This window comes from Eisenbergiella porci (genome assembly GCF_009696275.1).
GTDB classification, from domain to species: domain Bacteria; phylum Bacillota; class Clostridia; order Lachnospirales; family Lachnospiraceae; genus Eisenbergiella; species Eisenbergiella porci.
Map to the genome: position 1 here is coordinate 120,358 of NZ_VUMI01000004.1, position 14,630 is coordinate 134,987.

The window sequence follows — 14,630 nt, forward strand, 5'->3', positions numbered from 1 at the left end:
TCAAAAAAACAGAGGTACCGGGCAGGGCTGCTCCGGCGCTTCTGTTTTTTTATAAAGCCTTTTAAAGATAACCCATGTCGGTACGGCAGGGCGCAGCCGCCGTACATGGCTGTACAGGGATTACCGGGCGGCCTCGTCCAAAAGACGGCGAACGGCACGTACAGCGCTTTCATCGGTCTGCCAGATTTCATACTCGCTCATGCCGGGCAGGCCCATGGATACCCGGGGGTTACGAAACTGCATTCCGCTTTCCAGAATCCGTTTCCCGGACATATGATAGGCTGTCAGGGAGGTCTGCTCCAGCAGTGTGCGTACGGCGCCGGCGTTAATGCCTGCGCCGGCCAGAATTGTGAGATCAGGGCCGGCCTGCGCCTGAAGCTTCTTAAGAAGCTCAATGCCCTTCAGACAGGACGGAGCCTGGCCGGAAGTGAGGATGGTGTTGATTCCCAGGGCCTTTGCCTGCTCCAGGGCCTCAAACGGATCCCGGCACATGTCAAAAGCGCGGTGAAGCGTTACGGACATACCCTCCGCCGCTTCCATCAGCTGTTTCATGGCTTCCATATCCAGCCTTCCTTCAGGCGTAAGGCAGCCGATAACCACACCTTCCGCACCTGCCTGGCGGAACTGTTTAACTTCCTCCAGGATTATCTGGAATTCTTCCTGGGAATAAAGAAAATCGCCAAAACGGGGACGTATCAGCGCATGGATCCGTATGCTGCTGTGCCTGCGGATCTGCCGGTAAAGAGCCAGCGTGGGTGTGGTTCCGCCTATAATCAGGTTGGAACAAAGCTCAAGCCTGTCGGCGCCGCCTTTTTCCGCCAGCAGTGCGGATTCTGCAGAATCAACGCAGCATTCCAGTAAATAAGAAGACATAGCATTCCCTCCAAATCAGTTAATACAGTACATTGAACGTGAACAGTAACATTGTGTTAATTTAAGAAAATACAGTGTTTTGTACCAGGGTAAATCCGGTGCATCTGCACTAAGTGTAACATAGTACGGACATAAATTCCACAGCGGAACCGCCGTTGACTGCGGCTGCAGCTGCCTGAAAACCGCGAAAAATAAGTTAATATGAATAAATATGGAGAAAACTGCGATAAATGTGTACGAACTGTGAACAAAATCTTATGAAATTCATAATTTGTTAAAAAAGTTTATAAAAACTATTTACAAGTTTAGAAAAACATGTTATTCTCATTTTCGTAATAAAGATTCAGCCGGATATCCAGCTGAGCGTTCGATTAGGAGGAGAATTAATTATGAAGAAAAAATTAGTAGCAGTTTTAACAGCAGCAGTTATGACATCCGCTCTTATGGTAGCTTGTGGTTCCAGCGATGCAGCAGCACCTGCAGAATCTACCGTAGCAGCAACTGAGTCCGTAGTTGAAAGCTCCGTAGCAGAAAGCTCTGAAGTAGAGTCTACTGTAGAAGAGAGCACAGAAGCAGCTTCCACCGAAGCTACTGTAGAAGCTACAACTGAAGAAGCAAGCACAGAAGCAACTGAAACTGCTTCTACCGAAGCTGAAGCTACTGAGACAGCTACAGAGTCTACAACAGCAGCTGAATAATTCAGCCGGTTATTCTAATAAAATAATAAGAAAGCAGGATTTCCCGCCACATGGAAGATCCTGCTTTTTTATTATTTTATAAGAAGGTTCTGCCTGCGGCCGACGGGGCGGGCAGGCTTTTCCGTTGGCTTCCGGCCGAAATAAGAGGCAGCGCAAAATTATAGGGCAACGGAAATCCGCCGCCCGGAATCGGTCAGGAAATATGCAGCCTGGGCTCCAGCCTGTTGGCCAGGAAACAGCCGGCAAGACCTGCAAGGACACCAAAGATAAGGCCGAAAAATACATCCGTGGGATAGTGTACATACAGATAAAGGCGGGAGAAAGCGATACAGGCCGCCAGGATCAGAGCCGGTATGCCAAAACGCCTGTTGTTTTTCATAATGGCAGTTGCAGAAGCAAAAGAGGCAAAGGTATGGCCTGAGGGAAAGGAAAAATCCAGCGGCGGCGGTATCAGCAGCTCAATGGCCGTATTTACGGTAAAGGGCCGCAGCCTTGCTACCAGGGGCTTCATGATCATATTGCCGGTTACGAGCATAATCAGCAGGGCAATGGCAGAGGCAAGGCCTGTTTTCCTCGTTTTCGGGATAATAAGCAGCACAAGGGTAAGCAGGATCCAGAAAATACCCGCATTTCCCAGAGCGGAAATAAAGGGCATAATCACATCCAGAAATTCATTTCGCAGCAGATGCTGTACAGCGTTTAAAAAATCAATTTCCCAGCTCATAGGTTATCCTTTCGTAAGTGTACGGCGTCCGTACAGTTATTTTTCTTTTTCTAATTTTTTCCTGACAACAATGAAACAGATAAAATGGGCTATGGCGGTTACAAGCCAGGTGACCGGATAGGACAGGTAGAGTATAAACAGGCTCCGGTGCCACTGGAAGATGGTAAATATCCAGACGATCCGCAGTCCACAGGCCCCGGCCAGCGATACAATCATGGGGAGCACGGAATAGTTCAGGCCGCGCAGGCTTCCCACAAGAACATCCATCATGCCGCACAGGAAATACACCGTACAGATGACCTGCATACGCATCAGGCCGTATTGGATGACCTCCGGATCGGAAGAATAAATATGCAACAGCCTGTCTCCAAGGAAGTAGGCGGCATTGCCCATGACCAGCCCGACAGTGATGACGAGCAGCTCACAGGTAATGAGGATTTTGTTGATACGTTCTTTTTTTCCGGCGCCCAGGTTCTGGCTGGTAAAGCTCAGGGAAGCCTGGTAGAAGGAGTTCATTGAGGTATAGACGAAGCCTTCCAGATTACTGGAGGCAGTGCTTCCCGCCATGGCGATGGAGCCGAAGGAATTGATGGAGGACTGGATCAGGACGTTTGAAATGGAAAAAACAGCGCCCTGCATTCCGGCCGGCAGCCCGATCCGTATCATCTGGATCAGTTTATCCTTATGAATATGGAGCTTATTCAGATACAGCTTAAAGCATCCTGTCTCATGAATCAGGCAGCGCAGCACCAGCAGTGCGGAAACACACTGGGAAATAACGGTGGCTGTTGCAACGCCCGCAACACCCATATGGAAGCAGATGACAAAAATCAGGTTGAGAACCACATTGATGACGCCGGCGGCAAACAGAAAATACAGGGGTCTCTGGGTATCCCCTGTGGCGCGTAGTATGGCGGCGCCGAAGTTATAAAGCATGGTGGCGGGCATTCCCACAAAATAAATACGCATATACAGCGCTGCCTGCCCCAATACGTTATCGGGTGTTCCCATCAGGGTCAGGAGCGGTTTGGCAAGAATGATGCCGAAGAAAATGAGAAAGGTGCCGCACAGGAGACTGAGCAGGACGGAGGTATGGACCGTCTCGCTGACCGCCTTTTCGTGTCTGGCGCCCATATAGTTGGCAACCAGGACATTGGTGCCGATGGAGAGGCCGATAAATACGTTTACCAGCAGGTTGATGAGGGAACCTGTGCTTCCTACGGCGGCCAGAGCCTCATGGCCGGCAAACCGGCCCACAACAACAATATCGGCCGCGTTGAATAAAAGCTGCAGGATGCCGGAAAACATAAGAGGGACGGCAAATTTCAGTAATTTTCCGGTTAGGGGACCGTTGCACATGTCGATTTCATAGGATTTTGTCTTCATGATATGCGGGATTTCCTTTTTTATGTATATTCAGAAAAATTTATAAATTTCCATAATTACCCTGAACGGATAATTATATTACAGATTGTACCTCTGTTTTCGAGGGAAAACAAGGGGGGACATCGTGCCTGCGGATAGTTGGTTACCGTTAATTAAAAAAAGGTGTTGACAACAGTTCATACTATTGTTATAGTAGTAATAGAACAAATAAAACAAATGCAGATACAGGAGGGCAATGTGTATGAATATTTCAAAATTTACACAGAAATCCATGGAAGCCGTGGAACGGTGCCAGAAGCTGGCCTATGAATACGGCAACCAGGAAATAGAAGAAGAACATCTGCTCTATAGCCTCCTTACCATAGAAGACAGCCTGATACTTAAGCTGATTGAGAAAATGGGTATTCAGAAGGAGCACTTTGTTAACCGGGTGGAGAACGCGGTGAGCAAGCGTGTCAAGGTGCAGGGCGGACAGGTTTATGTGGGAAGGGATCTGAATCAGGTGCTTACCTCCGCAGAGGATGAGGCAAGGCAGATGGGAGACGAATATGTTTCCGTTGAGCATCTTTTCCTGAGCATGATCAAGCATCCAAATAAGGAAATCAAGGCTATCTGGACCGAATACGGCGTTACCAGGGAACGGTTTCTGCAGGCGCTTTCCACAGTGCGGGGCAACCAGAGGGTAACCAGCGACAATCCGGAGGCTACCTATGATACGCTGGAGAAGTACGGCGAGGACCTGGTGGAGAAGGCGAGGAACCAGAAGCTTGATCCGGTAATCGGCAGGGATGCGGAGATCCGTAACGTTGTCCGTATCCTTTCCAGAAAGAGCAAGAACAATCCGGTCCTTATCGGTGAACCCGGCGTGGGCAAGACGGCTGTTGTGGAGGGCCTTGCCCAGAGAATTGTGCGCGGCGATGTGCCCCAGGGACTGAAGAATAAGAAGATTTTCGCACTGGATATGGGCGCGCTGGTGGCGGGCGCGAAATACAGAGGCGAGTTTGAGGAGCGTCTGAAGGCCGTGCTTGAGGACGTGAAGAATAGCGAAGGCCAGATTATACTTTTCATAGATGAGCTGCATACCATTGTGGGGGCAGGTAAGACGGAAGGAAGCATGGATGCCGGAAATATGCTCAAGCCCATGCTGGCCAGGGGCGAGCTGCACTGCATCGGCGCCACCACGCTGGACGAGTACCGCCAGTATATTGAAAAGGATGCAGCACTGGAACGCCGTTTCCAGCCTGTTATGGTGGATGAACCCACGGTGGAGGACACCATTTCCATCCTCCGCGGACTGAAGGAGAGGTATGAAGTATTCCATGGCGTGAAAATTATGGATAACGCGCTGGTAAGCGCCGCCATCCTGTCCAATAGATATATTTCTGACCGTTTCCTGCCGGATAAGGCCATTGACCTGGTGGATGAGGCCTGTGCCCTGATTAAGACGGAGCTGGATTCCATGCCTACCGAGCTGGATGAACTTCAGCGTAAAATCATGCAGATGGAAATCGAAGAGGCTGCGTTGAAAAAAGAAGAGGATCGGCTGAGCCAGGAGCGTCTTACGGACCTGCAGAAGGAACTGGCGGAGCTGAAGGAGGAATTCCAGAACAGAAAGGCCCAGTGGGATAATGAAAAGGCAAGCGTGGAGAAGCTGTCGAAGCTGCGTGAACAGATAGACGCCATCCAAAGCCAGATAGAAATCGCCCAGAGAGAGGGTAATCTGGAAAAAGCGGCGGAGCTGAGCTACGGCCGGCTGCCGGAGCTGCGCAGACAGCTGGAGCTGGAAGAAGAGAAGGTTAAAAATGAAGATCTGTCCCTGGTACACGAAAGTGTAAGCGAGGATGAAATTGCCAGAATCGTGTCCCGGTGGACCGGCATACCGATTTCCAAGCTGACGGAGAGCGAGAGGAACAAGACGCTGCATTTGGACGAGGAGCTTCATAAGAGGGTGATTGGCCAGGATGAAGGCGTTACCAAGGTGACGGAGGCAATTATCCGTTCCAAGGCCGGCATTAAAGACCCTACCAAGCCTATTGGCTCCTTCCTGTTCCTGGGACCTACCGGCGTAGGTAAGACAGAGCTTGCAAAGGCGCTTGCAGCGGCGCTGTTTGATGATGAAAACAATATGGTCCGCATTGATATGAGTGAATATATGGAGAAATACTCCGTGTCCAGGCTGATCGGAGCGCCTCCCGGATACGTAGGCTATGAAGAAGGCGGACAACTGACCGAAGCGGTCAGAAGAAAGCCCTACTCGGTGGTGCTGTTTGATGAAATAGAGAAAGCCCATCCGGATGTATTCAATGTGCTGCTTCAGGTGCTTGACGACGGCCGGATTACGGATTCCCAGGGAAGGACGGTAGACTTTAAAAACACCATCCTGATCATGACGTCCAATATCGGAGCCAATTATCTGCTGGAGGGCATCAGCCACGACGGCGAGATTACGGAGGAAACGGAAAACTATGTAATGACGGATCTGCGCGCTCATTTCAGGCCGGAGTTCTTGAACCGTCTGGATGAAATCATACTGTTCAAGCCGCTTACCAAAGATAATATCGGAGGCATAATCCGCCTGATTATCGGGGATTTGAACAAACGTCTTTCCGACAGGGAGCTGACGATTGAACTTACCCCTGCGGCAGAGGAATTTGTTGTGGATAATGCATATGATCCGGCATACGGCGCAAGGCCGTTGAAGAGATATATTCAGAAGTATGTGGAGACGCTTTCCGCGAAGCTGATTCTGCAGGACGCAGTGGGAGAGGGCGATACCATCCTTATAGATGTAAAGGACGGCAGTCTGGAAGCCCACAGGAAGGAAGTTCCCGCCAATATGTAACAGCGCGGGCAGGCGGCCCATAATGCGGCAATCGTTAATGGCCGGCTTCCGGCGGCGGTCCTGGGAACTGGATTTTGCGCCAACCATGAAGGCGTCGGACTGTAAAACTTTAAATGAAAATAAAATCCCCTCCGGTGAGATATACACCGGAGGGGATTTTGTAATGGCTCAAAAAATATGGATGCTAAATCCAAACTTGCATTCCAGAAAGTTCAGTTATCTGAATTGTTACATTATTTTGCCGGCTGAAATACAATGCTATTTTTCAGCCTTATTCTCATCTTCTTTTTTCCCGGCGCCAAGACGGCCCATCAGAGCCACGACCAGGCTGATAATAATGATAACGGTGAAAATTCCAACCATACCCTTTCCCATGATGGACAGGGTAATTAAAAAATTATTCCACATAAAAAATACTCCTTTCCGTAACAGTAAGTTAACCTGCGGTTAAAAGCGTCCGTCCCACAAACAGGCGGAAGCCAGGCTGAAATCGTCCGTCCTACAGATAAGCGGAAACCAGGCTGATAACCAGGCCGCCCGCGATAACGGAAGCAATCTGGCCGGAAACATTGACGCCGGTCGCCTGCATGATAAGAATATTGCCAGGATCTTCCTTCATGGCCATCTTCTGTACGACTCTGGCGGACATGGGGAAGGCCGAAATACCGGCGGCGCCTATCATGGGATTGATTTTTTCCTTGCGGAACAGGTTCAGGACCTTGGCAAAAAGAACGCCGCCGATGGTGTCGAATACGAAAGCCACAAGGCCGAGCACCATGATCAGCAGGGTGTCAAGGCGTACGAAGGCATCCGCTCTCATGCTGAAGGAAATGGTGATTCCCAGAAGCAGGGTAATCAGGTTGGCAAGGGAGGTCTGGGCGGTATCGGAAAGATTTCCCAGGACGCCGCATTCACGAAGCAGGTTGCCGAACATCAGGAAACCGACTAAAGATACAGAGGCGGGGGAAATCAGTCCCACCAGGAAGGTAACAATTATCGGGAAAAGGATCCTGGTGGTCTTTGTAACCGGTCTGGCCGGTTTGGCGGGCATGCGGATCCGTCTTTCCTTTTTCGTGGTGACCAGACGGATGGCAAAGGGCTGTACAATGGGAACCAGCGCCATGTAAGAATAAGCGGCGACGGCAATTGGGCCGACATACCTGGAACCCAGAACCTGGGAAACCAGAATGGAGGTGGGGCCGTCGGCAGCGCCGATGATTCCGATGGATGCGGCATCCTTCAAATCAAAGCCCATCAGAGCGGCGGCGCAGATGGCAAAGAAAATACCAAACTGGGCGGCAGCGCCGAAAAGGAACATGACGGGCTGGGAAAGAAGGGGACCGAAGTCAATCATGGCTCCGATACCGATAAACAGCAGAATCGGGAGCGCTTCGGAGGCCTCAATCCCTACGTTGAACAGCCATTCAATGATACCGTTAACCTCTCCGATGCCGGACATGGTCTGGTTGATGACGCCGGACAGCGGAAGATTGACGAGAATGGCGCCGAAGCCCATGGGCAGAAGCAGCGCAGGCTCGTACTCCTTTTTGATTGCGAGATAAATGAGCAGGAGGCTGACAAGATACATAATTACCTGCTGGGGGGTGATGGACAGTAATCCTTCATAAATGAATTCCATACTTTTTCATCCTTTCTTTGTGGTGGTAAAATGTTGCAGGGCTGCAGCGTCATGTACATTTTACGGGAGGCGCCAGGCTCTTACAGTAATGGTAAAGCAAAAACGCCGCCCGGGGAAATTCCTGTAAAACCATAAAAAAAGAGACCTTCGGCGTACGCCAAAAGTCTCGTTCTTTCTTCACAGAAAGTGTACAACCATGATTCAGCCTGCCTGTCCCGGCATACGGTACTGTAAATCTGCGTTTCCCGTAATGCGGACGGCCTGAATCAGGGTATGTTGATTGTACATGGATACTACTCCCCTTTAACTTATCTTCAGAATAGCATCAAAAAAGAAGCTATGTCAAGTCCATTTCATAATATGAACAAAATATATACATGAATTCAGGGGGGGAATGGCGTGTGTCGCTCTGCCCGGAGCTGGTTTTGTCCCCGGAGACGTCAGCGGCGGTGATGCAGTTCCCCCCTGTCCATGGGACTGTCTGCCCGGCGTTCTGTTTTCCGGGAGGGATGGGGGCTATTTGCGTGACTCGCATGCAAATATTAGAAGAAAATAAGCCAGGTTTCTTGAAAGAAGGGCGGGGATTGCCTATAATAGGGGAGGCTCCTGCTGGTGAATTTGCGAGGCGGGTGATGGTGCAGGGGATGTTGGTTTGGCTGTGAAAGGATTAGGCGGTTGCGGCTGATTTTTTGGATGATTATGGAGGTAGTGTTATGGTGATGCCTGAGGATCCGGTGATGCTGTTGAGTTTTGTGAATATGAAGCTCAGGGATTTTTATGGGAGTCTGGATGCGTTGTGCGAGGAGTGCGGCGTGGATAAGGCCAGGCTTGTGGAAAAACTGAAGAAGATAGATTATGTTTATGATGAGGAGAGAAACCAGTTTGTCTGATAAGAGGATAACGGTAAGGCGGGACGGGGAAGAGCGGGTGATCGAAGCGCCTGTGGGAGCAGGATTTCTCAGTCTTTTGAAGATGCATGGGTTTCCTTTGGTGTGCTGTAATGGGAAGGGGACGTGCGGGCGGTGCCGGATTTTGTTCGAGGGGCAGAGGGCGCCGCTGCCTGTGGCGGCGGACAGGATCGCTTTTTCGGCGGAGGAGCTGAGACAAGGGTACCGGCTGGCGTGTATGCACCGGGTACAGGGGGATTGTACTGTGCGGGTGGAGTTCGTGGAAAGCAGGACTGTGGAAGCGGTTACGGATCATGGCGGCGGGATAAGGGACGGCAGTGCAGGTGCCGCCAAAGACAGCGGCGCGGCGAATGGAGGAATGCCGGGCCGCAGCGCAGAGTATCTGATCGCAGTTGACCTGGGGACGACAACGGTGGCCATGCAGGCTGTGGCAGCGGATTCCCTGCGGGAGCTGAGGCGGGGAGGAAGGCTGCGTATCCTTGGGGAATACAGCTGTATGAATCCGCAGCGCAGGTGGGGGAGTGATGTGATTTCCCGGCTGCAGGCGGCGGAAAGGGGAGAGGCCGGAGAACTGGCAGAGGCTGTTAGAGATGTCCTGGAAGAGGGTGTGGAACAGCTTTGCGGTGAGCTGGGCGGGAGGCCGGAGAGTATCTGGCTGGCGGGAAATACTTCGATGGAGCATCTGCTGATGGAGTTGGATACGCGGACGCTTGGAAGATATCCTTTTACTCCGGTATGCCTGCAGGAAATGTGTCTTACCGGAAGGCAGGGGAAGGACGGCGTTTCGGGACAGGAGATCCGTTTATTGCCGGGAATATCGGCTTTTGTGGGCGCAGATATTACGGCGGGGCTTCTGGCCTGCGGTTTTGCGGAGTGTGAAGACGGGGAATGCAGATTGTTTATTGATCTCGGGACGAATGGGGAAATGGCAATCGGCAGGGGAGACAGGCTCATCTGTACGGCTGCCGCGGCCGGCCCGGCTTTTGAAGGCGGCGCAGGAGTTAATGTGCCGGGAACGGATATGATTGCATTGCTGGCAGAAATGCTGGAGGGCGGTGTGATTGATGAGACAGGCCTGCTCCAGGAGCCTTTTTTTGATACGGGCTGGCAGAAGGGAGAGCTGCGTATCACACAGCAGGATATCCGCGGGCTGCAGATGGCAAAAGCAGCGGTATGCGCGGGTGTGGAGCTGCTGATGGAAGCTATGGGGACGGATGCCTCCCGGATTGACAAAGTCTTTCTGGCCGGCGGTTTCGGTTATTTCCTGGATGTGGAAAAGGCGGCCCGGATCGGTTTATTCCCTCCGCAGCTGGCGGGAAGGGTGACTGCGGTGGGGAATACCTCGCTTTTGGGAGCCTGCCTTTATGGCGGGGAGGAATCCCTGCGGGAAAAAGCGGAAGCCATGTGCCGCAGGGCCGAGGTGCTGAATCTGGCGGAAGTGCCGGGATTTGAGCAAAAATATCTGGAACGGCTGAATTTTTAACCGGTGCTTTCCGGTGGGGAATTTTCAGACATTGTATATGTTTGAGTGTGACTGTTCAGGACCTTCACAGTTACGTACGTTTTCGTTGACAGTTAAATGAATGGAGTAAAAAAACTGCCCGTCAGGGAACCTGTATTTTGCTCCGCAAAACTAAAATCAGGAGTAAAATCATTTCCTTTTCAGAGGACGCGCATTTTACTCCACAAAAACAGGAGAATAAAAAAGATGAAACTTGTGATTATTGAACCGCTCGGCGTAGAAAAGGAGAAGCTCCTTGCGCTGGCAGAGGAAAAACTGGAAGGAAAGGTGGAAATCGTATATTATGATACCCGCGTTACGGATACGGAAACGTTGATAGAACGGGCGAAGGATGCGGATATTCTCGCTTTTTCCAATCTGCCCTTTAAAAAAGAGGTGCTGGAGCACTGTGATAACCTGAAGATGATTTCCGTAGCTTTTACGGGTGTGGATCATGTGGCTATGGATTACTGCCGGGAAAGAGGAATCCTGGTGAGCAACTGCGCCGGATATTCCAATACGGCGGTGCCGGAGCTTGTGTTCGGCATGGTGCTGAACCTTTACCGGTATATTATTGAGTGCAATCAGGCTGTCCGTGAGGGAAAGGATAAGACCGGGCTTGTGGGACAGGAGCTGGAAGGAAAAAAATTCGGCATCATTGGAATGGGCGCAATAGGGACAAGGACCGCGCAGCTTGCCAGGGCATTTGGATGTGAGGTTTACGGTTATAACAGGAGCCCCAGAGAAACAGAAGGCGTCACCATGACGGATATGGATACTCTTTTGCGGGAATGCGATATTGTATCACTCCATGTACCACTGACCGAACAGACAAAGGGGCTGATAGGTGAGGCGCAGCTTCGTCTGATGAAGCCCAATGCGATTCTTGTCAATACGGCAAGAGGGCCGGTGGTGGACAGCCAGGCGCTGGCGGCAGCCCTGGAAGAGGGAAGAATTGCCGGAGCGGCAGTGGATGTATTTGAAACAGAGCCTCCCATCAGCGAGGATCATCCGCTTCTGAAAGCGCCCAGGCTGCTTGCCACGCCTCATGTGGCTTTTGCTACAAAGGAGGCCCTTTATAAGAGGGCGGTTATTGTATTCGTTAATATTGCATGCTATCTGGACGGGAAGCCGCAGAACGTGATGTAATAAGGACCGCTGTTCGGCAGGTCAGCGTATTCGCTTCGCGAACCTGCACACGGTACCAGGAAGGAATGATAATTTTCCATCCTGCTGCATATAGTATGAAAGAAAGCGGAAACCAGAGGTCAGTGTCATGCTGAAGGGAAAAGGATGGATAGCGTTCCTGACGATAGTACTTTTTACGGCGGCTTTGTCCTATTTTGCAAGAGAGAAAAACGGGGCCGCAAGGCAGGAAGCGTGGTCCTCCCATACACTGGCGGACGCCGGCTATGAGGATGAAGCGCCGTATAAGGGCAAGGTGGCCCTGACCTTTGACGATGGCCCGCATCCGGTATGTACGCCGCAGCTTTTGGTCGGCCTGAAAAAAAGAGATGTGAAGGTGACTTTTTTTGTGACGGGGGAAAACGTGGAGAGCTATCCTGAAATTGTAAAAAGAGCCAGCGAGGAAGGTCATCTCATTGGAAACCATACCTTCCATCATGTACAGCTGACTGCGGCAAATTCAGATGATTTTAAAAAAGAAATTATTTCAACCAACGATATTATCCAGGAGGTGACCGGAAAGGAAACCTCCTTTATCCGTCCGCCCTACGGTTCCTGGGATAAAAAGTATGAAAAGGAGCTGAACATGTTTCCTGTGCTCTGGGATGTGGACCCTCTGGACTGGTGCTCCACAAACGTGGATAAAATCGTGAGGAGCGTGCTTGCGGGAACGAAGGAAAACAGCATAATCCTGATGCATGATTCCTATGATTCCACGGTGACGGCAGCGCTTCAGGTGGTGGATATCCTGAAAGCGGAAGGGTATGAATTCGTGACGGTTGACGAGATTTTGTTTGACTGAAGCTTTGCGGGAATGATATGGGAAAAACAGCGCCGCCTCAGACCGCCTCCATCGTAAGGAGAAGGAAAGGAAGCTGTTTGAAGCGGCAGGGCAGCTGCCTGCGGCGGCATTGCTTTTCCCCCAGGGGCAGCCTGGTATTTCTTCCGATACTGCAAATCCGGGTTATGAAGTTGTCAGTCATGGTTACGAAACTGTCAGTCCTGGTTTTCTTTTTTATCCTTTTCTCTCATCTGTTCCATTTCTTTTTCACTCATTTCGGGCGCGCCGAAGGGATATAATTCACGGTAGGCTTCCAGTGTTTTTTCATGGACGGTGCCGGCGGGAATCAGACCCGTGCAGTCATAGGCGGATACGGCGCTGGTGTAGTCCTGATCTTCGGGAATATTGTAATCTTCATCTTTCATGGGATATTTCCTCCTTTTGGATTTTAGTATATGGAAAGCGGATAAAATTATGCGGCGTGTGTCCTGCGGCAGTATTTCAGCGGCTGTTGATGGAGGGAATTCCTGAAGCATTTTCTTACGGTCAGCGCGGTAAATGCGCAGACCTGCCTGAACCGCTGCCGATGCCTGCCTTTTTTTAAAATCCCTGGCCGGCGCCGATTGATTTCACGGTTGCGGGACGTTATAATAGAGGAAGCCGACGCAAAAAAGTACGGCATCAGGAGAAAAATACAATGGATTTATTTGATTATATGAGAGAAAACAGTATGGAGAAGGAATCCCCGCTGGCGGCCAGGCTGCGGCCAACAACGCTGGACGAGGTGGTGGGGCAGCAGCATATTATCGGAAAGGACAAGCTGCTCTATCGCGCGATCCAGGCGGATAAAATCAGCTCCATCATTTTTTATGGCCCGCCCGGAACAGGGAAAACCACGCTGGCAAAGGTGATCGCCAATACCACAAGTGCGGAGTTCACCCAGATTAATGCAACTGTCGCCGGGAAAAAGGATATGGAGGAGGTCGTGGCCAGGGCGAAGGATACCATGGGCATGTATGGGAAAAAAACGATCCTGTTCATCGATGAAATCCATCGTTTTAATAAAGGGCAGCAGGATTATCTTCTTCCGTTCGTGGAGGACGGAACCGTAATTCTGATCGGCGCGACCACGGAGAACCCGTATTTTGAAGTGAACGGCGCTCTGCTTTCGCGTTCCATTATTTTTGAATTAAAGCCTCTGTCCAGGGAGGATATAAAGGAGCTTCTGCGGCGGGCTGTCTATGACAGGCAGAAGGGGATGGGCGCCTACGACGCGGAGATAGATGAGGACGCCATGGATTTCCTTGCCGATGTGGCAGGAGGGGATGCCAGGCATGCGCTGAATGCCATAGAGCTGGGGATCATGACCACGCCGCGGGGCGCGGACGGAAAAATCCACGTAACGCTGGAGGTGGCGGGCGAATGCATCCAGAAGCGTGTGGTGAAATACGATAAGACCGGGGACAACCATTATGATACGATTTCGGCCTTTATCAAAAGCATGCGGGGGTCGGATCCGGACGCTGCGGTCTATTATCTGGCAAAAATGCTTTATGCCGGGGAAAGTATCACCTTCATTGCGCGCCGTATCATGATTTGCGCTTCGGAGGATGTGGGAAATGCGGATCCCCAGGCGCTTCAGGTGGCTGTGAGCGCATCGCTGGCGGTGGAGCGGGTAGGCATGCCGGAGGCCCAGATCATTCTGGCGAATGCGGTGACTTATGTAGCCTGCGCGCCTAAAAGCAACGCAGCGGTGTGCGCCATTGACGCGGCCATGCGTTGTGTCCAGGAAACAGGAAATCTGCCGGTGCCCCCGCACCTGCAGGATGCCCATTATAAAGGAGCGGCAAAATTGGGACACGGACTTGATTATAAATATGCTCATAATTATCCGAATAATTATGTCAGACAGCAGTATCTGCCTTATGAACTAAGCGGAAGAGAATTCTACAAACCTTCGGGAAACGGTTATGAAGTGAAAATAAAAGAGCATATGAAGCGCATTAAAAAGGAAGCGGCGCTGCCGGAAGAAGAAGAAAAATATAACGGCGGGGATGTGCCGAAAAGAGGATAGTAAAAAACCCTGACATATA

Annotated in this window: 13 protein-coding genes; 7 read left to right on the forward strand and 6 right to left on the reverse strand. The window is 51.0% G+C overall.

Annotated features, from left to right (window positions below; genetic code table 11):
* Positions 1-120: 120 nt before the first annotated feature.
* Complete coding sequence (locus FYJ45_RS03745; protein WP_154463543.1) at positions 121-873, reverse strand: copper homeostasis protein CutC; 753 nt, start codon at positions 871-873, stop codon at positions 121-123.
* 389 nt (positions 874-1,262) lie between these two features.
* On the opposite strand from FYJ45_RS03745, the gene FYJ45_RS03750 reads away from it, so the two are divergent.
* Positions 1,263-1,571, forward strand: coding sequence for a hypothetical protein (locus FYJ45_RS03750; protein ID WP_154463544.1), 309 nt, complete (start codon positions 1,263-1,265; stop codon positions 1,569-1,571).
* 193 nt (positions 1,572-1,764) lie between these two features.
* Here the strand turns inward: FYJ45_RS03750 and FYJ45_RS03755 are convergent, their stop codons facing one another.
* Together FYJ45_RS03755 and FYJ45_RS03760 are read right to left on the reverse strand one after the other, a co-directional pair.
* Entirely contained in the window at positions 1,765-2,295 is a 531-nt protein-coding gene (locus FYJ45_RS03755; protein WP_154463545.1) for a phosphatase PAP2 family protein, read from the reverse strand.
* Positions 2,296-2,331: 36 nt separating this feature from the next.
* Positions 2,332-3,681, reverse strand: coding sequence for an MATE family efflux transporter (locus FYJ45_RS03760; protein ID WP_154463546.1), 1,350 nt, complete (start codon positions 3,679-3,681; stop codon positions 2,332-2,334).
* A gap of 241 nt (positions 3,682-3,922) precedes the next feature.
* Between FYJ45_RS03760 and clpB the strand changes: the two genes are divergently transcribed.
* On the forward strand, positions 3,923-6,523 hold the full coding sequence (gene clpB, locus FYJ45_RS03765; protein ID WP_154463547.1) for an ATP-dependent chaperone ClpB: 2,601 nt from the start codon (positions 3,923-3,925) through the stop codon (positions 6,521-6,523).
* A gap of 258 nt (positions 6,524-6,781) precedes the next feature.
* Here clpB and FYJ45_RS03770 read toward each other — a convergent pair whose 3' ends face one another.
* Both FYJ45_RS03770 and FYJ45_RS03775 read right to left on the reverse strand, forming a co-directional pair.
* On the reverse strand, positions 6,782-6,931 hold the full coding sequence (locus tag FYJ45_RS03770) for a hypothetical protein (protein WP_021635448.1): 150 nt from the start codon (positions 6,929-6,931) through the stop codon (positions 6,782-6,784).
* 91 nt (positions 6,932-7,022) lie between these two features.
* Positions 7,023-8,162, reverse strand: coding sequence for a sodium ion-translocating decarboxylase subunit beta (locus FYJ45_RS03775; protein WP_154463548.1), 1,140 nt, complete (start codon positions 8,160-8,162; stop codon positions 7,023-7,025).
* 689 nt (positions 8,163-8,851) lie between these two features.
* Between FYJ45_RS03775 and FYJ45_RS03780 the strand changes: the two genes are divergently transcribed.
* The 4 genes from FYJ45_RS03780 to FYJ45_RS03795 all read left to right on the forward strand — a co-directional run bounded on the left by FYJ45_RS03780 (position 8,852) and on the right by FYJ45_RS03795 (position 12,558).
* Positions 8,852-9,052 (forward strand): DUF4250 domain-containing protein, encoded by a 201-nt coding sequence (locus FYJ45_RS03780; RefSeq protein ID WP_330588515.1) that lies wholly within the window; start codon positions 8,852-8,854, stop codon positions 9,050-9,052.
* Entirely contained in the window at positions 9,045-10,553 is a 1,509-nt protein-coding gene (locus FYJ45_RS03785; protein WP_195841638.1) for an ASKHA domain-containing protein, read from the forward strand. The genes FYJ45_RS03780 and FYJ45_RS03785 overlap by 8 nt, the downstream gene beginning before the upstream one ends.
* 225 nt (positions 10,554-10,778) lie before the next feature.
* Positions 10,779-11,720 (forward strand): 2-hydroxyacid dehydrogenase, encoded by a 942-nt coding sequence (locus tag FYJ45_RS03790; RefSeq protein WP_154463550.1) that lies wholly within the window; start codon positions 10,779-10,781, stop codon positions 11,718-11,720.
* 127 nt (positions 11,721-11,847) lie between these two features.
* On the forward strand, positions 11,848-12,558 hold the full coding sequence (locus FYJ45_RS03795) for a polysaccharide deacetylase family protein (protein ID WP_154463551.1): 711 nt from the start codon (positions 11,848-11,850) through the stop codon (positions 12,556-12,558).
* A gap of 194 nt (positions 12,559-12,752) precedes the next feature.
* On the opposite strand, the gene FYJ45_RS03800 is transcribed toward FYJ45_RS03795, so the two are convergent.
* Positions 12,753-12,962: a hypothetical protein gene (locus FYJ45_RS03800; protein ID WP_025490506.1), complete on the reverse strand. Its 210-nt coding sequence runs from the start codon at positions 12,960-12,962 to the stop codon at positions 12,753-12,755.
* A 272-nt stretch (positions 12,963-13,234) separates the two neighbouring features.
* On the opposite strand from FYJ45_RS03800, the gene FYJ45_RS03805 reads away from it, so the two are divergent.
* On the forward strand, positions 13,235-14,611 hold the full coding sequence (locus tag FYJ45_RS03805; protein ID WP_154463552.1) for a replication-associated recombination protein A: 1,377 nt from the start codon (positions 13,235-13,237) through the stop codon (positions 14,609-14,611).
* Positions 14,612-14,630 lie beyond the last annotated feature (19 nt).